General features: G+C 60.2%; 24 protein-coding genes and 1 tRNA gene. 13 read left to right on the top strand and 12 right to left on the bottom strand.

Going from position 1 to position 24,240, the window contains the following annotated elements:
- The first annotated feature begins 394 nt into the window (after positions 1 to 394).
- Together ACWNC0_RS19695 and ACWNC0_RS19690 are read left to right on the top strand one after the other, a co-directional pair.
- Positions 395 to 574, top strand: a complete 180-nt coding sequence (locus ACWNC0_RS19695) for a helix-turn-helix domain-containing protein (protein ID WP_449474084.1) — start codon at positions 395 to 397, stop codon at positions 572 to 574.
- Positions 571 to 1,794: a DUF3631 domain-containing protein gene (locus tag ACWNC0_RS19690; RefSeq protein ID WP_449474082.1), complete on the top strand. Its 1,224-nt coding sequence runs from the start codon at positions 571 to 573 to the stop codon at positions 1,792 to 1,794. Before ACWNC0_RS19695 ends, ACWNC0_RS19690 begins: the two co-directional genes overlap by 4 nt.
- A gap of 410 nt (positions 1,795 to 2,204) precedes the next feature.
- On the opposite strand, the gene ACWNC0_RS19685 is transcribed toward ACWNC0_RS19690, so the two are convergent.
- Together ACWNC0_RS19685 and ACWNC0_RS19680 are read right to left on the bottom strand one after the other, a co-directional pair.
- Positions 2,205 to 2,522: a hypothetical protein gene (locus ACWNC0_RS19685; RefSeq protein ID WP_449474081.1), complete on the bottom strand. Its 318-nt coding sequence runs from the start codon at positions 2,520 to 2,522 to the stop codon at positions 2,205 to 2,207.
- Between the two features lie 527 nt (positions 2,523 to 3,049).
- Positions 3,050 to 4,216: a DUF2628 domain-containing protein gene (locus tag ACWNC0_RS19680; RefSeq protein WP_449474080.1), complete on the bottom strand. Its 1,167-nt coding sequence runs from the start codon at positions 4,214 to 4,216 to the stop codon at positions 3,050 to 3,052.
- Positions 4,217 to 4,362: 146 nt separating this feature from the next.
- Here ACWNC0_RS19680 and ACWNC0_RS19675 point away from each other — a divergent pair, with 146 nt between their 5' ends.
- Positions 4,363 to 4,593, top strand: a complete 231-nt coding sequence (locus ACWNC0_RS19675; protein WP_449474078.1) for a helix-turn-helix domain-containing protein — start codon at positions 4,363 to 4,365, stop codon at positions 4,591 to 4,593.
- 170 nt (positions 4,594 to 4,763) lie between these two features.
- Here the strand turns inward: ACWNC0_RS19675 and ACWNC0_RS19670 are convergent, their stop codons facing one another.
- From ACWNC0_RS19670 to ACWNC0_RS19655, 4 genes are all read right to left on the bottom strand, one after another.
- Positions 4,764 to 6,503 carry a hypothetical protein gene (locus ACWNC0_RS19670; RefSeq protein ID WP_449474077.1) on the bottom strand — a complete coding sequence of 580 codons (1,740 nt, stop codon included), beginning with the start codon at positions 6,501 to 6,503 and terminating at the stop codon, positions 4,764 to 4,766.
- Positions 6,490 to 7,527, bottom strand: a complete 1,038-nt coding sequence (locus ACWNC0_RS19665) for a DNA-methyltransferase (RefSeq protein ID WP_449474075.1) — start codon at positions 7,525 to 7,527, stop codon at positions 6,490 to 6,492. Before ACWNC0_RS19665 ends, ACWNC0_RS19670 begins: the two co-directional genes overlap by 14 nt.
- A 273-nt stretch (positions 7,528 to 7,800) precedes the next feature.
- Complete coding sequence (locus ACWNC0_RS19660; RefSeq protein WP_449474073.1) at positions 7,801 to 9,000, bottom strand: tyrosine-type recombinase/integrase; 1,200 nt, start codon at positions 8,998 to 9,000, stop codon at positions 7,801 to 7,803.
- 182 nt (positions 9,001 to 9,182) lie between these two features.
- Positions 9,183 to 9,273: transfer RNA gene (locus tag ACWNC0_RS19655), tRNA-Ser, on the bottom strand.
- A gap of 229 nt (positions 9,274 to 9,502) precedes the next feature.
- On the opposite strand from ACWNC0_RS19655, the gene ald reads away from it, so the two are divergent.
- The gene (gene ald / locus ACWNC0_RS19650; RefSeq protein WP_449474071.1) at positions 9,503 to 10,618 is read left to right on the top strand and encodes an alanine dehydrogenase; all 1,116 of its coding nucleotides are present in this window, start codon (positions 9,503 to 9,505) and stop codon (positions 10,616 to 10,618) included.
- Positions 10,619 to 10,641: 23 nt separating this feature from the next.
- On the opposite strand, the gene ACWNC0_RS19645 is transcribed toward ald, so the two are convergent.
- Positions 10,642 to 11,844: a phospholipase D-like domain-containing protein gene (locus tag ACWNC0_RS19645; protein ID WP_449474069.1), complete on the bottom strand. Its 1,203-nt coding sequence runs from the start codon at positions 11,842 to 11,844 to the stop codon at positions 10,642 to 10,644.
- 123 nt (positions 11,845 to 11,967) lie between these two features.
- Between ACWNC0_RS19645 and rpoZ the strand changes: the two genes are divergently transcribed.
- The gene (gene rpoZ, locus ACWNC0_RS19640; RefSeq protein WP_449474068.1) at positions 11,968 to 12,312 is read left to right on the top strand and encodes a DNA-directed RNA polymerase subunit omega; all 345 of its coding nucleotides are present in this window, start codon (positions 11,968 to 11,970) and stop codon (positions 12,310 to 12,312) included.
- A 300-nt stretch (positions 12,313 to 12,612) separates the two neighbouring features.
- On the opposite strand, the gene ACWNC0_RS19635 is transcribed toward rpoZ, so the two are convergent.
- Positions 12,613 to 13,059 (bottom strand): hypothetical protein, encoded by a 447-nt coding sequence (locus ACWNC0_RS19635; protein ID WP_449474674.1) that lies wholly within the window; start codon positions 13,057 to 13,059, stop codon positions 12,613 to 12,615.
- Positions 13,060 to 13,196: 137 nt separating this feature from the next.
- Here ACWNC0_RS19635 and ACWNC0_RS19630 point away from each other — a divergent pair, with 137 nt between their 5' ends.
- On the top strand, positions 13,197 to 13,868 hold the full coding sequence (locus tag ACWNC0_RS19630) for a spermidine synthase (protein WP_449474066.1): 672 nt from the start codon (positions 13,197 to 13,199) through the stop codon (positions 13,866 to 13,868).
- A gap of 260 nt (positions 13,869 to 14,128) precedes the next feature.
- Here the strand turns inward: ACWNC0_RS19630 and ung are convergent, their stop codons facing one another.
- Positions 14,129 to 14,821 carry a uracil-DNA glycosylase gene (gene ung, locus ACWNC0_RS19625; RefSeq protein ID WP_449474064.1) on the bottom strand — a complete coding sequence of 231 codons (693 nt, stop codon included), beginning with the start codon at positions 14,819 to 14,821 and terminating at the stop codon, positions 14,129 to 14,131.
- An 84-nt stretch (positions 14,822 to 14,905) separates the two neighbouring features.
- Between ung and ACWNC0_RS19620 the strand changes: the two genes are divergently transcribed.
- From ACWNC0_RS19620 to ACWNC0_RS19610, 3 genes are all read left to right on the top strand, one after another.
- Complete coding sequence (locus ACWNC0_RS19620; RefSeq protein ID WP_449474063.1) at positions 14,906 to 15,877, top strand: serine hydrolase; 972 nt, start codon at positions 14,906 to 14,908, stop codon at positions 15,875 to 15,877.
- A gap of 63 nt (positions 15,878 to 15,940) precedes the next feature.
- Positions 15,941 to 16,306 carry an Mpo1-like protein gene (locus tag ACWNC0_RS19615; RefSeq protein ID WP_449474061.1) on the top strand — a complete coding sequence of 122 codons (366 nt, stop codon included), beginning with the start codon at positions 15,941 to 15,943 and terminating at the stop codon, positions 16,304 to 16,306.
- 58 nt (positions 16,307 to 16,364) lie between these two features.
- Positions 16,365 to 17,435 (top strand): GNAT family N-acetyltransferase, encoded by a 1,071-nt coding sequence (locus ACWNC0_RS19610; protein ID WP_449474059.1) that lies wholly within the window; start codon positions 16,365 to 16,367, stop codon positions 17,433 to 17,435.
- On the opposite strand, the gene ACWNC0_RS19605 is transcribed toward ACWNC0_RS19610, so the two are convergent.
- Positions 17,413 to 18,273, bottom strand: a complete 861-nt coding sequence (locus tag ACWNC0_RS19605) for a cupin-like domain-containing protein (RefSeq protein WP_449474057.1) — start codon at positions 18,271 to 18,273, stop codon at positions 17,413 to 17,415. The genes ACWNC0_RS19610 and ACWNC0_RS19605 overlap by 23 nt on opposite strands.
- The gene (locus ACWNC0_RS19600) at positions 18,270 to 19,400 is read right to left on the bottom strand and encodes a GNAT family N-acetyltransferase (protein ID WP_449474055.1); all 1,131 of its coding nucleotides are present in this window, start codon (positions 19,398 to 19,400) and stop codon (positions 18,270 to 18,272) included. Before ACWNC0_RS19600 ends, ACWNC0_RS19605 begins: the two co-directional genes overlap by 4 nt.
- Positions 19,401 to 19,592: 192 nt before the next feature.
- Here ACWNC0_RS19600 and ACWNC0_RS19595 point away from each other — a divergent pair, with 192 nt between their 5' ends.
- From ACWNC0_RS19595 to ACWNC0_RS19580, 4 genes are all read left to right on the top strand, one after another.
- Complete coding sequence (locus ACWNC0_RS19595) at positions 19,593 to 20,591, top strand: NAD-dependent epimerase/dehydratase family protein (protein WP_449474054.1); 999 nt, start codon at positions 19,593 to 19,595, stop codon at positions 20,589 to 20,591.
- 288 nt (positions 20,592 to 20,879) lie between these two features.
- Positions 20,880 to 21,887: a KpsF/GutQ family sugar-phosphate isomerase gene (locus ACWNC0_RS19590; protein WP_449474053.1), complete on the top strand. Its 1,008-nt coding sequence runs from the start codon at positions 20,880 to 20,882 to the stop codon at positions 21,885 to 21,887.
- Positions 21,888 to 21,895: 8 nt separating this feature from the next.
- Positions 21,896 to 22,690: a 3-deoxy-manno-octulosonate cytidylyltransferase gene (gene kdsB / locus ACWNC0_RS19585; RefSeq protein ID WP_449474673.1), complete on the top strand. Its 795-nt coding sequence runs from the start codon at positions 21,896 to 21,898 to the stop codon at positions 22,688 to 22,690.
- Positions 22,691 to 22,694: 4 nt separating this feature from the next.
- Entirely contained in the window at positions 22,695 to 23,285 is a 591-nt protein-coding gene (locus ACWNC0_RS19580) for a histidine phosphatase family protein (protein ID WP_449474672.1), read from the top strand.
- 117 nt (positions 23,286 to 23,402) lie between these two features.
- Here the strand turns inward: ACWNC0_RS19580 and ACWNC0_RS19575 are convergent, their stop codons facing one another.
- A complete protein-coding gene (locus ACWNC0_RS19575) occupies positions 23,403 to 24,218 on the bottom strand; it encodes a hypothetical protein (RefSeq protein WP_449474051.1) in 816 nt (271 codons plus the stop codon).
- Between the last annotated feature and the right edge of the window lie 22 nt (positions 24,219 to 24,240).

Raw genomic sequence — 24,240 nt, 5'->3', positions numbered from 1 at the left:
TGTGATGCGAACCAACGCCCCTCAGCCGACATGATCCTCTTTGCAATGATGGCGCTAGCAAACGGCGAAGTCACTGCGCGCGCTGGTTCCGATTCGGGCGTTGATGCCATCTGAACGAGCTGTGGCAGATGCCAATGGCTGGGCTTGCTCGACGTCGATGAAAAAAAGTTAGTCTTTAGGTCGTTTATAGTCGATGATTTTTAAAAGTCATCTTCAGATCCTTGTGCAGCCTGAACAATGGCTTCATTGTGATGAAACGATAGTGTTTAGGTTCCCTGATTTCATACGAAGTATCAGGGTCATGAGATACTTATGATGATCTTGCTTTAAGACTTAATTCGTCCAATACCTCTGGAGTCCGCAAAGAGACGGCGCAACTCAGAGGGTTTTACCTATGATTTCTATGTTATGTTCTGTGAACGAGGCCGCGAAGATGCTGGGCATCGGTCGGACCAAGATTTATGACATGCTGTCGAAGGGTGATCTCGCGTCAATGCAGATCGGCACGAGAAGGTTGGTCAAAATCGACAGCATCAAGGCGCTGATTGAACGCGCCACTGGCGGTGCCGCGTGAGCGAAGACAACATAGACGAAGGGACCGGTGCTGGTGAGACAGCGACCGGCCCCAAGGTTGCCAAAGCTGCGAGCCTGACAACGCCTAATAACGCAAACGATCCACTACTGCCAGACGATAACGGGTCTAGCGTTGCGGTCATCATTGACGGCGCGGAGCTACTGGATCGTGCGTTGGCATTCATCGAACGCTTTGTAATCCTTCCATCCGATTACGCAGGCGTGGCCTTAGTGCTCTGGGCAGGTCACACACATTTGATGGACGTATGGGAGACGACCCCGCGTCTTGCTTTTCTCTCGGCACAGCCTGGAAGCGGTAAATCGCTAGCCCTGCGGCTGACTGCATTGCAGTGCCCGTTAGCGCTAGAAGCATCGACCGTTACCACCGCCAGTCTTATCCGGGCGTTAGACGATCCGGCAGGGCGACCGACCTACTTCATTGATGAAATCGACACGAGGTATGGAGCCAACGGCAAAGGTGATGAGCAACTGCGTGGCATGATAAATGCTGGTCATCAGGTAGACGGCTTTATCATGCGGAATGAGAAGGTGGACAACGACTGGTTCCCTGTCAGGAAAAGTGCGTTTGCTGCGGTCGCAATGGCCGGAATTGGGAATATCCCGGACACGATCCTGACCCGTTCAGTTGTCATGAAAATGCGGAAGAGGCTGCCGGGCCAGAAAGTTGAGTCTTATAGACGGCGCGACCACAAACATATTGGCGAGGCATTGAGGGATGACTGGGCCAGATGGGCTGGCCAAGTCCGCGAGGTAGCGGCATCGCACAGGCCCGTATTGCCTGACGGCATTGAAGATCGGGACGCCGACGTTTGGGAACCCTTAATCGTCGTAGCCGACCTTGCAGGTGGCAGATGGCCTGCCTTGGCTCGGCAGGCAGCGTTAGAGGCTTTGCAGTTGGCGAAGGCCGACAAGCGGCCTTCTCTCGACCTTCAATTGCTGGCTGACATTAAGGCGGCATTTGGCGAGCAGGACCGGATTTCGACTGTTGACCTGTTGGACAAGCTCCTCGCGGACGAAGAGGCTCCGTGGGGTGGGTTAGGGCGGAAGGGGTTAGACGCCCGCACGTTGGCCGAAATGCTGCGTGAATTTGGGGTCAGGCCGCAGCCGATGCGTTTGACTGGTCCGGGCGGTCATATGTTGAGAGGATATTTCCGGGAAGACTTCAGAGACACTTGGGCGCGCTATCTGGCCGAAGGTTAGACACGTAACAGTCGTAACATCCGTCACAAACCAGAAAGCGAAGATGTCGTTCTCTGACTTTGTTACGCATGTTACACACGTGACGCTATTTCCGGAAGGGCACGCGAGATTAACTCAATTGCCCTTTCAATATCTAAGCTGGATGAGATAGGCCGAAGAGTAGGGTGGTAATCTAGATAAGAATGATTTGATGATTACCTACATATCCTTGCGGATGTAGGTCGAGCGATAGCTATGTTCTTGAGTGGCTTTCTTGTCTTCAACAAGCCAACCCAGAGCAAAGAGGGCTATCTTGAATATGGCGAATATGAATAGAAGGCTGATCATGATATTGTCACCTATGTTGGTGGTGCTGTTACCTATCGGTTCTTTAGGTGAACCGCAGCCCTGAAGGGCTACGGTCCATTGTTTTACTCCCCGAAGATATTGTCGGGAAGGTATTCCTGAGCTTGAGCGTAGAGCGCAGCGTTGGCCTGAGACTCAGTGCAGAAGTCGAAAACCTCACGGTTGGAGCGGGCTACGTCGATGCGGGCCTCGCGTAGTAGAGTGTCGCGGAATGTTTTGCGGTGGATCGCTTGACGGTCACGCTGATCTGTAGCGGCAGATTCAACGAACCGGTTTGCCATGTCGATGCCGCCCCCGATGGTGGTGACGGTCTTGCTGACCATGCTGGCGGTATCGGTGATGGTGCCAAGGACGGCACCGAAAGTCATGCGGGTGGTAGCCATGAGGTAAGCCTTTACCTTAAACCGGACAAAATCATCCAGACAGGCCGGAGGCCCAGTGTTAAATTGGGGGGCACCCCTGTTGCGATATTGGTGGCAGACCGGGGGGCTTCATATATTGGAGGCGTGTCATGGTGTCATACCTGCTGGCAGACGTTCCAAAATAAAATTTTGCAATGCTCGCCAAGCCGGGACCAAACTATACGGACGCAACTACTCCCCTCAGCTTGCTGGCCGCACGGAGCGAAGGCTGCTCATCGGCCCGCAGCGAAGCGAGGACCGATGGAGCAAAGCCTGGAGTGGAGAGCGGTCAGCAAGCGGGAGAGCTTCTCCAATATATCTTTATGATAATTTTGGATATTTAAACGGTGCGGAGACAGGCCAAGTTGGTGTTCCGCTTCTTGGTTCCAAAGCAGACACCCGGCGTGTCCAGCCTCTCCACTCCTGCCCCACTGCGCCTGCGGCGCGTGAGTTGGGTGGTCGGCTGGCACACGCCGGGCGTCTGCGGGCGTCCACTGTTTGGCTGGCCATCACCGACCGGACGATGGTAAGTCGGGATTGAGCAGGCGACCTCTGGCCTGTCGATACTCATCGGCGCTGATAGCACCTTGGTCATAGAGGGCTTTCCATTTGGCAAGCTCGTCCGCCACGGAATATGGGTGTAATCCCTCCCGAGACATGATCTTCTGCGCACTAGGCCTTTCCGGAAATTTGGGAATCCGGAAATCGAAAAGAAATGCTCGAATGGCGTCGAACTGCCGCGTGAGCGGTGCCAGCCAAGCGAATTTTAAGGCCGCCAAACCGAAAAGGGCGAAAGCCGAGAAAGCGGCAAACGTATCTCTTTTTTGCGTTACGTCATAAGGATAGAGATCAGACATTCCAAGTATAGGAATGTTTATCGTCCCGGTATCGCCGTATTCGGAAATATACGGAGGGATGTTGATGAGTACATACTGCATGAAAACTGCAAAACATGAACAGATTGTAAAAACTAAAAACCCCAAGGATAATATAAAATTTGTTGAGATATTCAGATAACGAATGTTCCCAGTCTTTATGGAAGCGATAAACCCGAAAACCAGAACCCCTGCCGCGATGAAGCCGATCCCAGTCATACATACGGCCAAGCCTATAATAGCCGCAAGAAGCAGCAGTAAACTGTCCACGGCGAAAGGATGGCTTTCGGTGCTGTTCTTCGTACTTGCGCTATGTTCGATTCGAGGCTCATTTGCTGATTCTCGATAGGGATGTCTCGGGGCATCAAAAGCAGGGATACCTCTTTGGCTGTATTGCTGTTCAACCTCTATGCTGCTCCTTGCCAAGGATATTGCACGCATTTTGTTAGGTGCATCTACAGAGGACATGGCTGCGTAGCCCAATTTCTGGAGTTTGTTCGCTCGCCACCTGTTGCCTCGTGCCCCAAATATGATCCGGATCATTACTGGGATCGAGAGAATGAGTAGCAGGACCAGTCCGGGAACTCCCTCATAGTGAGCTTCGTAGGAACTGGGTGTTCTGTCTAAGATGGTGTCAGCAACACTTATCATAAATTCTATAGGGAGCATGACGAGCGCTAACGCCCACAGGGCACTAAATAGCGCCCATATTGATCCAAAGAAAAATGCAGGCCAGCACCAACCTTGCTTCACGGCCTTGTAGCTGCCGCTTCCATCAGAAAACACTTTGAACGTTTTCACTTCACCCCCTGTGCCGCTAAGCCACCCAAAAAACTTAGAGTTGCATAAACACCTATAAGTGTGATCAGCCGATAAATGCATCATAAAAGCGGTATTCACACTTATCGATGTGGCGATGGTGAAGGCTGGTCGGCAACCACGCTTACGTGGAAGTCGATCCCGATCTTGTCCCGTTAGGTGATGCCGTGCGGCAGTTCAGGAAGGCGCGCGGCCTGACCCAAGAAGACTTGTCTGGGCTGACCGAACTGCACCGCAATCATATAGGCGGGATCGAACGCGGCGAACGGAACATCACGATTAAGACCGCGCTGTCCTTGGCTCGTGCGCTCAATGTGCAGCCTGCGGAATTGTTTTCGGGGTATCACGCCCGACCGTAGTCAGGCGAGCCTGTGTTCGCCGCCGATTATGGCAGCCCCTTCCCATGAAATTCGGCACAGGCCGCCTTCCCAAATACGACCGTCAATGAATGCTATTCTAGAAGGCTAAAATGACGAGGTCGAAGATACTGGTGCCGAGCGGTTGATAATGGGCTGAGCGACAGCGACCTTCAGGCCTTGGATGCTGCACCCGGCCCGAAGAAGGTTTTGAAGAGTGCAGTGGACATCACGGTGTACTGGCTCGACCTGTATTTTTCGAACGGGAACATTTCTAACCCTGCGAACCGATCACGTAAATTTTCAAACGTCATCTCCACCCCGGAATCGAGAGCCTGCCTCATAGCTCCAATCAGACCATTAACAACCGTAGGTGTCAGAAGGCGGTTCTGAACCGACCGGGAAGTTGTCCATTGGTCAGACGGCAGGCGTGACTTTGCGGCGGCGAAAAAAACAGCGATCTGACCGGCGCAATAGTCAACGTAACGCTTACGGGCGGCATCATTCTCGAAGCTCACAAACGTGTCTTTGTCAGCATCCTGCCATCGCGCGAAGAGCGGGCCAGGCGCACTGGGCCTTATAAGGGGCCTCAATCCATAACTGACCACCGACGTAGTGCGCAGACCTCCAGTATCGAAAAAGCTCTGCGAAAATTTGCCAGATAGAGCGCCTTTGCTGTCGTTCAGTTTGTCCAGCACGTCTCTTGCGATAGAATCAGCAAGGAAGGGCCGTATAAGTTGATTGATCGCCTGCTTAAGCTCTGACTTTGCATTCGCTTGCGTGGAATTAATTTCCAAGAAAAGTCCGGCTTCAAATCGGGTTTTCTCTGGATCGCTAACGCTATCTGGATAGATGATACCGGTCACCAACAGATTTTGCTGTGATCTTAGGGCGCCAATGACGCTCTCGTTAGCTCCTCCCTCATAATAGGAAAAGACACGATGCTGGCCATCGATAATCCCGACAGAGTTGAACTCGCTAGGAATGGAGATGACTGCTGGCTGGGTTGTGTGAATGGTTGCCGTATTTATCGTGTTCTCGTTATTGTCTAATATCTTTGTTCCTGATGGCAGGGTGACAATGATGTTATTTACAAACACCCTTTTCTGATCGACAAGATACTTGCGGATGGAGTCCAACTTCGTCCGGAGAATCATGCGCTGGTACAAGCCATTACGATCCCTCCACCCGTCCCTGCGAAGGACATAGGCTCGTGACAGCAGCGCCGATGGCTGGATGTAGAAAGAAACAACCTTGTACCCATTCGGGAACTTGGAATGGTGCTCGGGCAAGACAGATCCATTAAAGGGATCTCGCGGAGACGAATTGGCGTTGAGCGCCTTATCGGCGAAATTTTTGTATTCTATGCCGAGGAAGGCAAGTAACTCATGCTGAGCAGATCTACGAACCGTCTTTGTTAGAAGCTTGAAATACCGAACTACACTGTAATCCATAAACAGGGCATGGTTAATCTGGTCCTTAAGTTCGGCTTGAACCGTGTTAAGGGAGCAATAAAGTAGAACAATCCGAACTTGATTGTCGCTGTATTTTGAACCAAGGTTCGCATCTATACCTAGAGGTTCGCCTCGTGCAAAATCAACAAACTTGGCATCATCTTTCCGGATGCGATCATACATCAGGTATTTTTTCTTGGCGTGTTCGGATATATCGCTCGCTGTAGTATACTCGGCAAATACAACAACATTTTCTAAGATGAAAACGTCGTCGAAGTCCGAAGTCACTCCTTCGTAGGTGAACTCCCGGTCGGATGCACCGTCAACGCGTCGGAAGCCCACTGCGGAAAAGACTTCTCGGATTTCGCGGCGGTGCCTCCGCTGTAGATTGCGCTTAGCAAGCTCCTCAGGACTCAGCGCCTTCTTCTTTTTTGGCTTTGGGGGCTTAGATTGCGCCATCTTCGCCTCCAACCGAAGCCGGATCGAATCCGGTATTATCGTCTCGCCATTCGAGGGGAACCTGAGCCACTCGCTCTGTAGATCGCGGACGGCGAACCGGTTTTCCGAGCGGCCTGAGCGGCAAATCGCCATTCGCATACTGAGCTATACGCTTTGCTGCAATAGCGAGATATGGCTGATGCCGGTCGATGCCGATGGCGTGTCGTCCGTGTTTCACCGCAGCGATTGCGGTGGCTCCAGTCCCTATGAAGGGATCCAGCACGGTTTCCCCCGAAGTGCTGAGCGCCAATACACAGCGCTCCGCCAGTTCGACCGGAAATTGGCAAGGGTGTTCCGTGTGTTCGGGGTGGTTCGCTTTTACGTTGGGCACATCCCAAACGGGATTATTTTGGAAGTCTTCAACAGCCGAAAATTCCCAATAATCTGACGGATTCTTCCCCAAGGGATTACCGCTAGGCTTACCGGCCTTCTCTCCCTTGGATGCACTATGCCGTTTGCCCGGGTAGAGTTGAGGAATGCGAACGGGATCGAGGTTGAAAGTATAAGTATTGGTCCTGCTAAACCACAGGACAGTCTCATAGCGACCAGAGAAACGCTTGTCAGCGTTATAGCCGAAATTATAGCGCCAGATTATGCGATTGCGTAGCCGCAATCCCAAACTGCGGAATATCTCAATAAAGGGCACGTCGAGCGGGTATACTTCACCCTCAGCTATATAAGTGCCAACCTGCCAGCATACAGAGGCGTTCTCCGTCAAGGAGGGTAACATGGCCTCAATAACCTGCCTCTGCCATATCAGATATTCGTCATACGTCCGCTCGTCCGTCCGCTCGTAAGGCTTGCCGATGTTGTAAGGCGGTGACGAGATAGCCAGAGAACAAGAAGCGGGTTCGATATCTTGGAGCCGCTTAAGAACATCCCCGGATAAAAATTGGGCCTTGCCGATTTCCCCTGACGGTTCGACAGTCCGTTGTTCGGCTCCATTCGTATCCTCGGGCGCAGATGCTACCGTTCGCAAGGGCATTCAGCTTTCCGAAACTTGGCGCTGGCCACGGGCGCTAAAGCGCGTGCGAACGGTATATGATACGTCTTGCCGGTGCCGCGTTTGACAGAGATAGACCCTTGACCCCTCAATCACTTAGCACTGCCCCCAACTTATTGCTTGTCCAGTCTTCCGGTAACCCAGAGGCGATTTTCGAGCAAGCCGCTATGGTCTCTTGGCGCTGTTCTCCCAAAATGAAGTGGACCGCTTCATAAAATTATGTCTGAAAACTGAGACTGCCTGCTTAGCGGCGTCCTATCTGGCTAGCCTCTTTATCGGCACAATCTTCGTCAAGAGGCGATCCGTGGCGCAATATGCGCCCCATGCTTCCATCAGCTTCCGCCGCTTATCGAGCAACCCACCGCGCTGATAGGCGCGTTCAACTTCGTTGGGGTTTTGATGAGCCAATGCCGCTTCCGCCACCTCGCCGGGAAAGTTCGTCTCTTCGGCTACCCACGTCCGAAATGACGAACGGAAGCCATGCACGGTTGCAGCTTCCTTCATGCGGCGAAGCACACCAAGCAGGGTCATATCGGACATGGCACCGCCATTCATGCCGGGAAAGATCAGGTCTGTTCCTTCTCGCCTGATGGCCCTGGCACTATGAAGAACGGCTAGTGCCTGAGGTGAAAGTGGAACAACATGTTCGATTCCCATTTTCATGTGGTCGGCAGGGACGGTCCATAGACCCTTCTCAAAGTCGATCTCCTTCCATGCTGCCAGTCGAACTTCCTGTGAGCGGGCGGCGGTTAAGATAACGAACTCCAAGGCCAGCCTGCCCCATGTTCCTCCGCTTACGCGGAGGCGGGTCAGAAATGCGGGCACGTCCGCGTGAGCCATTGCGGCATGGTGCCTGCCTGCATTTTGCTTTGGGAGTCCATTACCAGCCGCTAGCGCGGCTGACGGGGCTTCAGTGGATCGCCAGCCCCGCGCGTGGGCAAAGTTCAGTACAGAGCATATCCGCTGCCGGACACGCCTTCCGGTTTCAGGTTTAGTGGTCCAGACCTTGGATATAGCAGTGATAATCTCGCCAGCGGTGATGCTGCCGACCGGCTTTGAACCAAGGGAAGGGAAGGCATAAGCCTCCATTGTGTTGATCCACTGCTCCCCATGTTTAGCGTTGGCCCACTGGTTCTTATGCGTTTCGTGGTAGGTCAGGGCCGCTTCGCGGAAGGTCACGTTCTCTGCCTTTGCCTTGCGTTTCTCGGCTACCAGATCACGTCCGTCCTCACGTGTCGCCTTGCGGGCTTCGGCTGCCTTGGCTCTTGCCGCTGCCAGCGTCACCAGCTTGGCACTACCAAGGCCAATGTCACGTCGTTTGCCGTCATGCTGGACTCGCAGGAGCCAGCTAGCGCCGCCTGTGCGGCTTACTTTTAGGAAAAGTCCGTCACCATCACCGTAGGTTCCGGGCTTCGCCAGTGCGGCTTTCACTTCGTTGGCGGTCAGCTTGCCCATGTCAGTTCCCCACACAATGAGCGGACGCTTCCCCACACTCGGGAATTTCCCCACATCGTTCCCCACATTTTAGGGTGGCTAGGGACGAATTTCAACGAACGGGAACGGTCAACCGTGGCCAAAAAAACCGCAGGGATCTGCGCCCTTAGGCGGTCATTGATGAATAACGATGAAAGGATAAATGGCGGAGCGGGAGGGATTCGAACCCTCGATACGCTTTTGACGTATACTCACTTTCCAGGCGAGCGCCTTCGACCACTCGGCCACCGCTCCGCATGCACTGGAAGGCGGCTCCCTATCGTGCGGCGCGGCGGGTGGCAAGGGGATGCCGCGACTTTCCTGCTTCAATTTCGCGGCGCTATGCCCACTGCCTGCCAGTTGCGTCCGTTAGACCTAGCGGATAGGCAAATGTCCGGCCGCAACCTACATTCAGGAACAATAGCTACATTTCCGGCGATACCCTATCCAGATGCGGCATCTCTCCGGAACGGAAAGGCTGAACATGATTGTAGGCACGGTCAGGGAGATCAAGAATCACGAATATCGCGTCGGCCTGACGCCTGAGAGCGTGCATGAGCTGGCGGCCCATGGCCATCGGGTGCTGGTGGAAAGCGGTGCGGGGGAGGGGATTGGCGCGCATGACGCGCTGTACGCCCGTGCCGGGGGTGAGATAGTCCCGAGTGCGCGCGACGTGTTCGAAGCGGCCGAAATGATCGTCAAGGTGAAGGAGCCGCAGCCCGAGGAACGCGCCATGCTGCGCCCGGGCCAGATACTCTACACTTATCTGCACCTCGCCCCCGACCCGGATCAGACCCGCGACCTCATGGCGTCGGGCGCTGTCTGCATCGCCTATGAAACCGTCACCGACGCAGGCGGCGGCCTCCCGCTGCTAAAGCCCATGAGCCAGGTAGCCGGACGCATGTCGATTCAGGCGGGCGCGACGGCGCTGGAAAAGGCGAATGGCGGCCGGGGCGTGCTGCTGGGCGGCGTGCCCGGCGTGCTCCCGGCCAAGGTCTGCGTGATCGGCGGTGGCGTCGTCGGTTTCAACGCGGCGCAGATGGCGGCGGGCCTCGGCGCGGACGTCACCATCCTCGACCGCAGCCCCGAAGTGCTCGAACGGCTCGGCATCTATTTCGAGGCGCGAGCAAAGACCCGCTTTTCCAATCGCGCCAATCTCGCCGAATGCGTGGCGGACGCGGACCTCGTCATCGGCGCCGTGCTGATCCCCGGAGCTGCCGCGCCCAAGCTGGTCAGCGCCGACATGCTCAAGACCATGAAGAAAGGCTCCGTGTTGGTCGATGTCGCGATCGATCAGGGCGGCTGTTTCGAAACCAGCCATCCCACGACCCATGCCGATCCCACCTATATCGTCGATGGCATTGTCCATTATTGCGTCGCCAACATGCCCGGCGCGGTCGCGCGCACCAGCACCTACGCGCTCAACAACGTCACCCTGCCGCATGCGCTGCGCATCGCCGATCTGGGGTGGAAGAAGGCGCTGCAATCCGACCCCCATCTTCTCGCGGGACTCAACGTCTGGGACGGCAAAGTGACCTATCAGGCGGTGGCTCAGGCGCTGGACCTGCCCTTTACCCCGGCGGAGGAAGCGCTGGCCTGACGGCCGCCCCGGAGCGACCCCTCTTAATCCGCGTCTGGATTGCGGAAGTTCAACCGCCGGGTGACGGTGTAATCCACCACGCCCACCAGGAAATAGCTGATCCACTGCTTCACCAAAGTCAGCACCCCGCGCTGGGCCTTGTAGCGTTCCAGCGTGATCTGTCGGCTTTCCTCTGCGCGACGGCTAATGAAGTCCCTCGCTTCGTCCGCCAGCGCCTTATCCTCGATCCGCAGCATGATCTCCAGATTCAGGAACAGGCTGCGCATGTCGAAATTGGCCGATCCGATGAAGACCGCGTCATCAATGACGATCAGCTTCATGTGAAGCTTGCGCTTCTGATATTCCCATATCTCCACCCCGCGCCGCAGCAGCGGTCCGTACAGCAGCCGCGCAGCCGCCACCGTCGCGCCATTGTCGGACCGGGACGGCAGGATCAGCCGCGCGCCCTCCCGCCGCGCCGCACGCGCAATGCGTTTCAGCATGCCGCGTCCGGGCGAGAAATAGGCGGCCACCATGTCCACCCGCCGCGCATGTTCCAGGTCATGCTTCACCACCTGCGCCCAGGGGCTTAAGCGCCGGGTCGGCCCGCCGATCAGCCATCGCATCGGATCATCGGGGTCATGGTGCAGTGACGGGTGCCAATGCCGCACCATCCGCCGCAATGTGCGGAAACTCTGCTTGCTGGTCGATACCCACCGCCACAGCTGCCCGTACCAGTTGGTCATCGCCGCGACCTGCGGCCCGTCGATCAGAAGGCCCAGGTCCACCCAGGCATCCTCTTCGGGCAATCCGAAATAGGCGTCCTCCACATTGAAGCCGCCCAGCAACAGCCGCCGGTCGTCCGCAATGGTCATCTTCTGGTGGTTGCGGATCAGATAGCGGGTCGACCGCCGCGCGCCGAATCGGCCAAACCGTCCCCCGGCCTTGATCAGTGGTTCGAAGAAGGCGACGGGCGTGTCGGCCGATCCGAACGCATCGATCATCAAGGTTACGGCAACGCTGCGCCCTCGGGCCGCGATCAGCCGATCCAGCACCATCCGCCCGCTCTCATCGGCGGCGAAGATATAATAATAGAGCTTCAGGCTGTCCCGCGCGCCATCGATCAGGCCGATCAACGTCTCTCGCAGGGCGGGACCATGTTCGATCACGTCCAGCCGGTGCCCCCGGATGGACAGGCCGATCCCGGCCTCGTCGCTCTTCGCTGGGGACTGCCGGTTGGTCGCCATATCCCGTTCATGCGCCTAATTGCCGCTATGCGCCACGGCTTTATGGGCTTTTCATTGACTCCCTGCCCGCCCGCTGATAGGCGCTGCCCTCACGATTTCCATCATTTTGCCAGGAGCGCCCGTTTGGCCCGCGTTACCGTCGAAGATTGCGTCGACAAGGTTACCAACCGTTTTGACCTCGTCCTGCTTGCGGCGCAGCGCGCCCGTGAGATTTCCGGTGGCGCTGAACTGACGTTGGACCGCGACCGCGATAAAAACCCGGTCGTCGCCCTGCGCGAGATCGCCGAAGAAACCGTCTTTCCGGCCGAATTGCATGATTCGCTCGTCGGCTCGCTGCAAAAGGTGCAGATCGACGACGACGACACGCCGGACGAAATCGGATCGATCGCCCAATCGGCAGAGGCCCTGCGCCTCACCGCCGCAGCCCCGCCGCGCAACCAGAATGTCGGCGGCGACTACGACGGCTGATCCGTTCATCGGTTCGGAGAGGGAATGAGGCTCGGCCTGCGCAAGCAGGACCGGGCCTCGATCCGTTTTGGGGCGGCATGCCGAAGAGCGCGCCCCAGCCTCACTAGATCCCAGCTTTCGCTGTGAGCACGAGGTGTCTAAATTCCCCTCTCCCCTTCAGGGGAGAGGGTGCCGAGCGAAGCGAAGGCGGGAGAGGGGATCGCAACGTGGACGCAAGCCACCCTCATCCAACTCCGCCTAACCAGCAAGCTGGCAAGGCTGCGTATCCTTCTCCCGCCAGCGGGAGAAGGGTGAAGCCAGCTAATTCCCCAAACAAAAATCCCGCAAAGCTCGCGCATCATGCAGCGCATTATGCGGTATCCTGCTATTCGCCGCCGCGCTGAATCCCGCCGCATTCACCAACTGCAACTGCAACCCGTTCATATCCACCATCTGCCCCGGCCCGGTCACCAGCAGCGCGCAGAAATGCGCCAGGTCCTCCGGCCAGTCGGCGACGATCACCGGTTCTGGATCGCCCGCCAGATAATCCGCCAGATGATGCGCGGCCTCGACCCGGCCCAACTCCATGTCGATCCCCGGCGGCACATGGCGCAGATAGGGGATGACGTTGCGCTGCACCCAGCCATGCGGCTCCTCCGCCAGCGGCAGCGACACGTAAAATTCATCGTCGCCAAATTCCGGCACCAGCGCGACGCTGATCAGCGCGCCTGCAAATCCGTTGAATTCGGTGTCGAGGAAATAGCGCATGAAAAAAGGACTGCCTGCTGGAAAGGGGAAGGGGCTGTCCGCGAGATAGGGGTAGGGCGCCACTTGCGCCAGCCTTTGATGATTTGCCTCGGTTCAAGCAAGCTGCCATGCGGGGCCATCGACACAAGGACCTGCCAGTGACCCCTCGCATACTCATCGACACCGCCGCCGTGCCGGGCGGACAGGAATTGAAACTCTATAGCCGGGGCGGCGATCACATGATCGTGCTCGACCGCAACGAGCTGATGAGCAGCCGCATGAGCGGTTCGGAAAAGGCGCTCGCTATCATGTCGCTTGAGCGCCTGAAGGGGCGGAAGGCGCCGCATCTCCTGATCGGCGGTTACGGCATGGGCTTTACCCTGCGCGCGGCGCTGGCGGGAATGGGGGAGGACGATCGCGCCACGGTCGTCGAACTGGTGCCCAAGATCATCGAATGGGCGCGGGGTCCGATGGTGGAACTGGCGGCAGGCTGTCTGGACGACCCGCGCGTCACCCTGATCGAAGGCGACGTCGCGGCAGAGATCGCCGCAAGCCAGCAACGCTATGACGCCATCTTGCTCGACGTAGACAACGGCCCCGACGGCCTGACCGCGCCCGCCAACGATCGGCTCTATTCCTCCGCTGGCCTCTCCACCGCCAAGGCCGCGCTGAAGCCCGGCGGCATCCTCGCCATCTGGTCCGCTGCCCCCGACGCCGCCTTCACCCGCCGCCTCCGCGACGCAGGCTTTCTGGTCGATGAGGTAGCGGTCAAAGCCCGCGACAATGGCAAAGGCCCCCGCCACGTCATCTGGTTCGCCCAGAAGCGATAAGACCAAAATCCTCCCTGCGCAGAGCGTGGGGAGGGGGACCGCTCGCGAAGCGAGTGGTGGAGGGGAAATGGCACGAGCTGCGCATTCCCCCTCCACCAGCCTGTGGCTGGTCCCCCTCCCATCTCCCGATGGGGAGGACAACCCCTTCCCAAAAAATCCGTCATCCCAGCGAACGCTGGGATCTCAGGCCACCAGACTGAACACCACCTCCCGAGATGCCAGCCTCCGCTGGCATGACGATCAGTGGCGCTCAATGCCCATCAAACCTCACATTCCGGCAAAGCCCAATCAATCCCCCCACGCCCCTTGGCCTCCAAAAACGCATTAGCCTGCGAAAAATGCCGACACCCCAAAAACCCGTTATGCGCCGACAGCGGTGAAGGATGCGCCGCCTTCAAAACCAGATGCCGCGTCTGATCCACAAACGCCGCCTTCCTCTGCGCATAAGCGCCCCACAGCAGGAACACGACCGGCTCCTCCTGTCGGTTCACCAGCCGAATGATCGCATCGGTAAACTCTTCCCAGCCGCGTTTCTGGTGTGAAGCGGCGCGCCCCATCTCGACGGACAGCACACTGTTCAACAACAGCACGCCCTGCCGCGCCCAATGCTCCAGAAACCCATGACGCGGCGCGTCGATGCCCAGGTCGCTCTTCAGCTCCTTGTAGATATTCTTGAGCGACGGCGGCGTCCGCACCCCCGGCTGTACGCTGAAGCACAGTCCATGCGCCTGCCCTTCGCCATGATAGGGGTCCTGCCCCAATATCACCGCCTTCACATGGCCCAGTGGCGTCAGGTCCAGCGCGCGGAAATATTCGCTGCCCTTGGGGAAGATGCGTTTTCCCTGCCGCTTCTCCTCTTCCAGAAATGCTTTGAGCGCCTGCATATAGGGGCGGTCGAATTCCTCGCGCAGCGGCGCGCGCCAGCTTTCGTCGAGCTTTATCGTTGCGGTCATGACCGCCTGATGACCTGCCCGGCAACGGCCTGTCAACCGCACGGCGGCCTTGCTCCGCGCCTGAAAATGAGGGAAAGGAAAATCATGCCGCGCCTTTCCTTCACCACCGCCCTTGTGGCGGGCATTGCCCTGTTTCTCGCGCCCCTGCCCACGGCTGACGCCTTCGGCCCCCAGCCCAATGTGGTGCATCAAACGGCGCAATCGCGTCTGCTCGGCGAGTTCACCCGTTTTGCCGCGCTCAGCGACGGGACGGTCGGCATAGCGGTGCGCGACCTGCGCAATGGCGAGACGCTGGAACTGAATGGCGATACGCTTTTCCCCATGGCCAGCACCTACAAGGTCGCGGTGGCGGGCAAGATATTGTCGCTCGCCGATGCGGGCACGCTGCGTTTCGATGAAAAGCTCCCGCGCCTTGGCACCCTGATGCCGGTCACGACCTTGCTCGACCTCATGCTCACCCGCAGCGACAATGAAGCAACCGACGCGCTCGTCGCCCGCGCTGGCGGCCCGCAGGCGGTCAATGGCTGGCTCCAGTCGCTCGGCATTCGCGGCCAGCGGGTGGACAGCAACACCGCCCAACTGCTCGCCCGCGCAAAGGTGGGGGCGGGCGGGGCAGGGGACGAGGTCGAAACCGCCCTGTCATCGCGCGCGCGGGATGCGCGAGACATGCCCAACATCGCCTTCGCCGCCGATCCGCGCGACACCTCCACGCCCCGCGCGATGAACGATCTCCTCTCGACCATCCAGCATGGCAAGGCGTTGAAGAAGGGCAGCACGGCCATGCTGCTCGGCATCATGGCGCGCTGCAAGACGGGCAAGGCGCGCCTCGTCGCCATGCTCCCGCCCGGCACGCCGATCGCGCACAAGACGGGCACGCTCAATGGCCTCGGCAATGACACGGGCATCATCACCCTGCCTGATGGCCGCCCGATCGCCATTTCCGTCTTCGTCATGAAGGATCATCGCGGCCACGCCGCGCGCGACCGCATCATGGCCGAAGTGGCCCGCGCCGCTTACGACTATTTCCTTTTCGCCCCTGAATCCCACACGGCCTGACGCATCGCTCTTAACATGGATTGAACTTGGCTCTAGCCCGGTCGTCCGCAGCGGGAGGATGGCATGCGCGATGTCGCGGCGTTCAGCGATTTCTGGCCCTATTATCTTCAGGAACATGCACGCCCCGCGACAAGGGCGATGCACTATGCGGGGACCAGCACGGTCGTCCTGCTGCTTGGTGCGATGCCGTTGACCGGCCGCTGGTGGCTGCTTCCGGCCCTGCCTGTCGCCGGTTACGGCTTTGCCTGGGCGGCCCACGCCCTGATCGAACGCAACCAGCCCGCCACTCTCCGCCATCCCCTCTGGTCCCTGCGCGCCGATTTCCGCATGTGGTTCCGCTTCCTCACCGGGCGCATGCGCCGCGATCTCGCCCGCGCGGGCGTCCGCCCCGACGGATCGGTCGACCCCGCCAAGCGCCTCAACCTCTAAGGCATCCCCTTACGCCAGTGACTTGACCGCCCCCGCCGGTCTGCCACAAGGGGCGGCGATGGCTCTTTCCGCCCACTTCTCCCCCTTGCCCGATCTCGCCGCGCTGGCTCCCCGCTGGCGAGCGCTTGAGGCTGCATCGGACTCCTCCTTCTTCCTGGGCTGGACCTGGACCAGCAGCTGGCTCGAAAGCTACGCCGTCCGCCCCGACCTGCTGAGCGTCACCGACGAGGAGGGCAGGGACATCGCCCTCGCACTCACCGGCCACGCGATGCAGCCACGCCTGCTCGGCCGCTGCGCCACGCTCTCGCTCAACCAGTCGGGCGATGCCGCCGCCGACCGCCCTTATGTCGAATATAACGGCCTGCTCGCCCAGCGCGGCCTGGAAGCCGAATCCGTCCAAGCCTTCCACACGGCCCTCAAGCGCCGCACCGACTGGCGCGCCCTGCGCCTTAGCGGCATCACGCCCGGCTCTCCTTTGCTCGGCCTGCGCACCCACCGCGCCACCCGCCTCGACCGCTCACCCGTCTACCAAGCCGATCTCGAAGCCGTCCGCGCCGCCAGTGGCGACTATCTCTCCCTGCTAAGCGCCAACACCCGCAGCCAGATTCGCCGCGCGATCAAGGACCACAACGGCCTCCCCACCGTCACCGCCGCCAGCACCACAGGCGAAGCCGTCACATGGCTCGACGAAATGCGCGCCCTCAACGAAGGCCGCCACGAAGACAATGCCTGGAGCGACCCAGCCTTCTGCCGCTTCCTCCTGACCCTCGCGCGCAAAGGCATCCCCAGCGGCGAAGTCGAACTCCTCCGCTTCACCGATGATGGCGGCCCAGTTGGCCTGCTCGTCAATTTCATCCATCGGGGCCAGGCGCTGAACTACCAGTCCGCCTTCGCCGCCCCGCGCACGGCCAAGGACAAGCCCGGCCTCCTCTGCCACACCGCCGCCGTCGCGCATTATGTGAATAAAGGCCTAACCCTCTACTCTCTCCTCGCAGGGAAGGACCGCTACAAGCAAAGCCTCGCCATCCGCGAAGAGGCGCTCGAATGGTGGATATTGGAACGCTTCTCGCCTGCCTTGGAAGCAGAAGCGCTGCTTCGCCGGTTGCTTAAACGCCCAGCTTCCGCATGATCCGGTAGGCCAATCGCCGCGCCCCCTGCCGCTCCGGCGCAGCGCCGATCCGCCCCACCGGCAATCCCCGCCGCCGCAGCAACGCGTTCAGCCCATGCAGCTCGCTTTCCGCAACGCTACGCTCTGATCGCCAAGTCACCGACAGGCTGACCGACACGCCCGCGCCATTCTCCACGAAATGCGGCGCCTTCACCGGCACATGGATCGCATCCCCAGGCAGCAGCTTCACCGCCGTCCCGCGCCCGCGAAAATGCTCCCGCCAATTCAGGTTACGATGCCCGCCCGCATGAAATGCCTCGCTCTGCACCGCAGGCACCAACTCCTGATCACCAGCCGGAAAGACGGTCATCACCTTTTCGCCCATGATCTGGAGCAGGATATTATGCTCCGGGTCCATGTGAAACGGCGTCACGCTGCCCGGCGAGGACAGAAAGATAAACGCCTCCCGGTTCAGCATCGGCCCCGTCCGCGCATCCACGATCGGCTCCAGTTCCGCCAGCGCCGCGTCCAGCAGCGCGCCATAGGCCGCATCCCGCTCGACATTCTTCAGCACCGCCCAGCTGCCGTTGCTCTCGATCGTCCGGATCGTCTCGCCCAATGTCAGCCCATTGGACGGCGTATCTTCCGGCCGCACGCCCAAAGGCAGCTTGCCGAGATTATACTCGACCGAAGCCGCTGGCATCCGCTCCGCCAGCCCGGCCAGCGCGTCGATCGCAAGCAGAGGATGCCCAACAAGCCCATGATGCAACTTCACCGACGCATCCGGATAGGCGTCCGCGAATATCCGCCGCGCCTCCTCATCGAAAACCTGCGCGCTGATCGGCAAGTGAGCAGTCATCCCTGTCCCTTCATATGGCTGGCGATCGCCTCGACGCCATTGGCCAGCGCGAAGGCTGCCGTCCGCCCGATCCGGTCGATCCCGCTCCCATGCAGCGCCACGCGATATTGCACGATCGTGCGCCGCTCGGCCCACAGGCTGTCGATCATCGGATGATCAGGCGCGGCGCAACTGTCCATCCATCCGATCGCCGGATCACCCTGCACCGCATGCAGGTTGGCCAGCTCGATCAGTACGCCCGGCGAAAAGCGCCCCATCTCCTCGTCAAAGGCGATCTTGAAGGAAAAGGCGCCCTCGCCATGACGGAAATTCGCCAGCATCGCGATCGCCCGCCCATCAAGGTCAATGCGCAGGAAATGCAGCAACCCGGCATCGAAAGCCGCCGCGCAGGCCGCCCGGAAAAAGGCCGCGTCCTGCGGAGAACAGCCAAGCGCCGACCCCTCACGCCCCTTCCACCCCGACGCCTCCAGCGCCAGAAAATCGGCGCACCAATGCGGCAGCTCCGCCCGGTCCACCAGCAGATGCTGGCTCACCGTGCCAAGGTCCGCCAGCCGTTTTTGCAGCCGCCTGATCTCCTTGCGCTTCTTCGCGCGCACATGGGTTTCCCAATAAGCGTTGGCATCCAGATCGGATCGCAGCATCGCGCGATCATAACGATGCACCTCGCGCCGCCCCCGCCGCTGCTCGACGCACAGCGCCTCCAGCGCAGCCGCATTGGCCCCCGCCGCATCCAGTCCCCGCAGATACAAAAATCCCGCCGCCCAATGCGCGTCATCCAACTGCGCCAGCAATCCCCGCCACGCCGCCACCTCATCACCCCGCCGGATCAGCGGAGCACCAAAGAAGCAATGCTGGTGCATCCAGTTGGTGACGCAGGAAATCGGCAGGCGTCCGTGCCGCGCCGCTACCGTCACCGGCAACAACCCGATCAGCTCCCCTCCCGCATGCGCCTCGACCATCCGCACGCCCGGTGTCCCGGCCAGATGATCCAGCGCCGCGCACAGCATGTCCGGCGCATAAAAGGCGTTGGCCTCCGCCGCCTCCGCCGCCAAAGCGGTCCAGCGGGCGCGCTGCGCGGGGCCATAGGCACGGGTGCCGTTGGGCAGGGGATGCGATGCCATGTCCATGGCAAAGCGCATAAACTTCAATGATTAGGGAAAGACTAAACTGCCTCATTTGGGGCAGCAGGCCGCCTCTTTGGGGGAAAGCCCTTTACATCGCGCGCCGGATTGTCTGTTAACGATGGGGCTAACCCGCGACGGCTGAAAGAGATTCCCCATGGCGACCCACCTGATCCTGTCACATAGCGTGGTGGCCGCATGACCATTCTCGTCACTGGCGCTGCCGGCTTCATCGGCATGGCCGTCGCCGACCAGTTGCTCGCCGCCGGGCGGGCGGTGATCGGCATCGACAATATGAACGACTATTATCAGGTCTCGTTGAAGCGCGACCGGATAGCCGCGCTGCAACAGCGGCATGGAAAGCTGTTCACCTTCGCCGAACTGGATTTCGCGGACATGGACGCGCTGCACGCCGCGCTCGCGGGGCAGACGGTGGAGGCGATCGTGCATCTCGGCGCGCAGGCGGGCGTACGTTATTCGCTCATCAATCCGCATGCCTATGTCCGCTCCAACCTCGCCGGGCATGTCAACATGCTCGAACTGGCGCGCGAACGGCGGGTGCGGCATTTGGTCTATGCCTCGTCCTCCTCGGTCTATGGCGGCAATGACAGCCTGCCTTTCCGCGTTGAGGACCGCGCCGACCATCCCGTCTCGCTCTACGCCGCCACCAAGCGCGCCGATGAATTGATGAGCGAGACCTACGCCCATCTTTTCCGCATTCCGATGACGGGGCTGCGCTTCTTCACTGTCTATGGGCCTTGGGGCCGCCCGGACATGGCGATGTGGATCTTCACCAAGAAGATCCTGGCGGGGGAGCCGATCCCCGTGTTCAACCATGGCCGGATGCAGCGCGACTTCACCTATATCGACGACATCGTGACCGGGGTGATCGGCTGCCTCGATCACGCTCCTGCGGATGATGGATCGCTAAAGGCGGGCGGCAGCCGCTCGCCGCACCGGCTTTACAATATCGGCAATAATCGGCCCGAAGAGCTGATGCATCTCATATCGGTGCTGGAACAGGCGATCGGGCGCAAGGCAGAGATAGATTTTCAGCCCATGCAGCCGGGCGACGTGCCCGCCACCTTCGCGGACATCAGCGCGATTGCCCAGGATATCGGCTTCGCGCCGACCACAGGCATAGAGGTCGGCGTGCCGCGCTTCGTGTCCTGGTATCGCGACTATCACGCAGGATAACCGACAAAAGCACGGCACTACGCGCGCCTCGGGGGAAAGTTCCGGCCCTCAACATATAAGCAATAATTTGCGGGATATGTGGCAATAAAGGCGCGCAAATCTTCGCTCATGCTGGCAAATTGAATTGCCATTCTGCCGTTAACGGTTCTATTCCCGTCACCGGGACGGCTTCGAGCCGAAATGGGTCGCTTATAACGAGGTTTAGGGCGGAGCGCCGGAATGGCGGCTGCCGCCATGCCGCATCGATCAGGAAAACCTGCCGTGCGTCATGGAAAAAAGGGCGAACTTGTGTCGACACTATCAAAAATTGTGCCTTTTGGTTCTGGCAGCCGGATCGTGGAAACCGCCTGTAGAACCTTGTCCGTCGCTTCCCAGGGACTGAACGCGCTGGAGGCGAAATTCTCCGATCGTGATTTCGCCGCGATATTCCTTCGCGTCGCTGGCATGATCATGAGCGCGCGTGGACGCCTGATCGTCACCGGCATGGGGAAAAGCGGTATCGTCGCGCGCAAGATGACGGCGACCCTGACCTCGACCGGCACGCCCGCGCTCTTCATGCATCCGGCTGACGCTGGTCATGGCGACCTTGGCATGGTGACGCCTGACGACATCGTCCTGATGCTGTCCCATTCGGGCGAATCCAACGAACTTGGCCCCATCATTCAATATTGCAAACGGTTCGGCATTCCGCTGCTCGGCCTCACGGCCCGCGCGGACAGCACCGTCGCCAGCGCTTCCGACGTCTGCGTGCTGTTGCCCGCCGTCCGGGAAGCCTGCCCCAACGAACTGGCGCCCACCACCTCCACCACGGTCCAGATGGCCTTTGGCGACGCGCTTGCCATCGCGCTCATGGAAATGCGTGGCTTTTCGGCCGATGACTTCCACAAATTTCATCCCAATGGCCGCCTCGGCGCGCAGTTGCTGAAGGTTCGCGACTTGATGGCGGCCGGTGACAATGTCCCGCGCGTGGCCGAAGATGCGTCGTTGCTCGACGCCACCATCGAAATGACGCGCGCGCGCCTGGGCGGTACGGCGGTCGTCAACAGCGCTGGCGAACTGATCGGTGCCTTCACCGATGGGGACTTGCGGCGAACCCTGACCGATACGCGGCAACTGACCGAAACCGTCGGCCAGTTCATGACCGTGCCCCCTCTGTCCGTGGGGCCTGACGATCTCGCCTCCGAAGCGCTGCGCCTGATGCACATGCATAACATCACGCTGCTCTTCGTCTGCGAAGGCGGGCGGCTGGCGGGCGCCGTCCATATGCACGACCTGCTGCACGCCGGGGTCGCCTGAACAGCATCATCGTCATTCCGGCGCGGGCGGGCTCGTCCCGGTTGCCGCGCAAGCCCCTGCGCCTGATCGCCGGGCGCACCCTGCTGCACCGGACCATCGCCATGGCGCGCACCGCCATCTCCGGCCTCGCCGACGCGGAGCTGGTGGTGGCGACCGACGACCGCGAAATCGCCGATCACGCCCACGCCGTTGGCTGCGCGGCGGTCATGACCGATAGCGCCATCGCGACAGGTTCCGGCCGCGCACTCGCTGCCGCGCTCCAGCGCCCGGAGCCCCCGCGCTTTATCGTCAACCTGCAAGGTGACTCCCCCTTCCAGCCCCAGGGCGCGCTCAGCGCCGTCATCGGCGCGCTGCATTCGGGCGCTGAGGTCGCGACCCCCGTCATCGCCCTCGACTGGCAGGCACTCGACGCCCTACGCGATCACAAGCTCCGCTCGCCGTTCAGCGGCACCACCTGCGCCCGCGCCCCCGATGGCCGCGCCCTCTGGTTCTCAAAAACCATTATCCCCGCGATCCGTGACGAACAGGCCCTGCGAGACAGCCAGCCGATCTCGCCCGTATGGCGCCATGTCGGCCTCTACGGCTACACGCTCGAAGCCCTGACCCGTTTCGAGGCTACGGCACCCACCACGCTCGAACTGCTGGAGGGCCTCGAACAGCTTCGCCTCCTGGAACTTGGCATCCCCGTCACCACCGTCGCGGTCGATCCGCCCATCTTCGACAGCTCCGGCATAGACACAGAGGCCGACATCCAGCGCGTAGAGGCCCTCATCGCCACCCATGGCGACCCCACGCCCGCTTGACCTCATGCGCCGCATCTTCATCATCCGCCACGGCAACACCTTCGAAAGCAGCGCCACGGCCTGCCGCATAGGCGCGGGCACTGACCTGCCCCTTGTCGAAAGCGGCCGCGCCCAGGCCGACCGCCTCGGCCAATGGTTCGCCGCGCAAGGCCTCACCCCCTGCCGCATACAAAGCGGCCCCCTCAGCCGCGCCCGCGAGACCGCAAGCTGCATCGCCGACGTGCTCAACCAGCCCGTCATCGGCACGCTCCCCTGGCTAGACGAAATCGACCACGGCCCCGACGAAGGCCGCCCCGAAGCCGAAGTCCTCGCCCGCATCGGTGGGCAGGCGCTCGCCCAATGGGACGAACAAGCCATCCCGCCCCCCGGCTGGATCGTGAATGCGCCATCCCGCATTGCCGCCTGGCAAAGCTATTTCGCGAAAAGCGGGGAGGGCACGGACCTGCTCGTCACCAGCAACGGCGCTGCCCGCTTCGCCCTGCTAGCGCTCGGCCTCTCACCCGCCTCGCTCAAGCTGCGCACCGGAGCCTATGGCGAGTTGACCGTCGCGCCTGACGGCGCCGTTACCCTCTGCAACTGGGACCAACGGCCCTAAACGTCATCACAACCCAAAAAGCCTCTCCCCTTCAGGTTCAAACGAGGCACGTGACTCGTTGAAGGGTTGGGGTGGGACTCTCCCCGGATTCCGATTGCTCCTGTCAAACCAGGCCGCTCACCCCACGGGCGTCGAGCTGGCCGTCACAGGTTGCAGCACGGCAGGCTTCGCCTCGGGCGCTGCAACAGATTTGTCCGCCGCCGCTTCCGGAGCCGCAGCCTGCGCCTTCAGGCTCGCCGCCGCATTTTGCAAAGCGACCGCTGCCGCTTCCAGCGCTGCCGCCGCGGAATTTGATTGCCCCGCCGGTTCCGCTGCCTTCGCGACGGTCATTCCCGCAGCTGTGATCGCCTCATGCGGAGCATCGACCTGCCCCGTCCCTCCAGCTTCCGCCGCACCCACCGCCGGAGCCTCTCCCGCTGCCGGGGTTGCCACTGCCGCCGTCACCACCGGCTGCGCCTCACACACCGCATCAATCCCCAGCGCGCTTTCGGAAAAGTTCGTCGCCAGCTGCGGCAGTTCCCGATCCTGCGCCTGGGTCGCCAAAGTCAGCAGCGTCTCGGTCATCTGGCAATAGCTGCCCGCTTGCGCCAATCCCGATTGGCCGTTGCCCAGCTTCGTGTTGAACTGCTCATAGGCGCGCTGCCCTTCGGCGATGCCGTTCACCCGCATGAAGCGCGTCTTCAGCACATTATTATAGCTGCTCAGCAGCCCGATCTTCTTATCGACAAAGGCGGCATATTTCGCCTCTATCTCCTTGTTCACCCCCTTGCACCGCAGAGCGCCCAGCATCAGCATCACGTGCAGATTCCGGACCTTCGCCGCTTCAATCTCATAGGGTTGCCAGCATTGATTTGGACCGGAGGCGGCTACCTGGCCGGAAGAAAGCGCAACGAAACCACAGGCGGCAACCGCCGCCATCTGCAACCGTGACATGATGGACCTCGCAGAATCGAAA

Source organism: Sphingobium chungangianum (genome assembly GCF_977014255.1).
Note: the sequence above shows the minus strand (reverse complement) of the source record. Positions and strands in the feature narration are given on the sequence as shown.

What these genes read in the sequence shown, in the direction of transcription:
- ACWNC0_RS19575 (WP_449474051.1), bottom strand. Translation starts at nt 24,218, where the DNA reads ATGTCACGGTTGCAGATGGCGGCGGTTGCCGCCTGTGGTTTCGTTGCG.
- ACWNC0_RS19695 (WP_449474084.1), top strand. Translation starts at nt 395, where the DNA reads ATGATTTCTATGTTATGTTCTGTGAACGAGGCCGCGAAGATGCTGGGC.
- ACWNC0_RS19685 (WP_449474081.1), bottom strand. Translation starts at nt 2,522, where the DNA reads ATGGCTACCACCCGCATGACTTTCGGTGCCGTCCTTGGCACCATCACC.
- ACWNC0_RS19670 (WP_449474077.1), bottom strand. Translation starts at nt 6,503, where the DNA reads ATGGCGCAATCTAAGCCCCCAAAGCCAAAAAAGAAGAAGGCGCTGAGT.
- ACWNC0_RS19645 (WP_449474069.1), bottom strand. Translation starts at nt 11,844, where the DNA reads ATGGCGACCAACCGGCAGTCCCCAGCGAAGAGCGACGAGGCCGGGATC.
- ACWNC0_RS19595 (WP_449474054.1), top strand. Translation starts at nt 19,593, where the DNA reads ATGACCATTCTCGTCACTGGCGCTGCCGGCTTCATCGGCATGGCCGTC.
- ACWNC0_RS19610 (WP_449474059.1), top strand. Translation starts at nt 16,365, where the DNA reads ATGGCTCTTTCCGCCCACTTCTCCCCCTTGCCCGATCTCGCCGCGCTG.
- ACWNC0_RS19615 (WP_449474061.1), top strand. Translation starts at nt 15,941, where the DNA reads ATGCGCGATGTCGCGGCGTTCAGCGATTTCTGGCCCTATTATCTTCAG.
- ung (WP_449474064.1), bottom strand. Translation starts at nt 14,821, where the DNA reads ATGACCGCAACGATAAAGCTCGACGAAAGCTGGCGCGCGCCGCTGCGC.
- ACWNC0_RS19635 (WP_449474674.1), bottom strand. Translation starts at nt 13,059, where the DNA reads ATGCGCTATTTCCTCGACACCGAATTCAACGGATTTGCAGGCGCGCTG.
- ACWNC0_RS19660 (WP_449474073.1), bottom strand. Translation starts at nt 9,000, where the DNA reads ATGGGCAAGCTGACCGCCAACGAAGTGAAAGCCGCACTGGCGAAGCCC.
- ACWNC0_RS19665 (WP_449474075.1), bottom strand. Translation starts at nt 7,527, where the DNA reads ATGCCCTTGCGAACGGTAGCATCTGCGCCCGAGGATACGAATGGAGCC.
- ald (WP_449474071.1), top strand. Translation starts at nt 9,503, where the DNA reads ATGATTGTAGGCACGGTCAGGGAGATCAAGAATCACGAATATCGCGTC.
- ACWNC0_RS19620 (WP_449474063.1), top strand. Translation starts at nt 14,906, where the DNA reads ATGCCGCGCCTTTCCTTCACCACCGCCCTTGTGGCGGGCATTGCCCTG.
- ACWNC0_RS19600 (WP_449474055.1), bottom strand. Translation starts at nt 19,400, where the DNA reads ATGGACATGGCATCGCATCCCCTGCCCAACGGCACCCGTGCCTATGGC.
- ACWNC0_RS19605 (WP_449474057.1), bottom strand. Translation starts at nt 18,273, where the DNA reads ATGACTGCTCACTTGCCGATCAGCGCGCAGGTTTTCGATGAGGAGGCG.
- ACWNC0_RS19580 (WP_449474672.1), top strand. Translation starts at nt 22,695, where the DNA reads ATGCGCCGCATCTTCATCATCCGCCACGGCAACACCTTCGAAAGCAGC.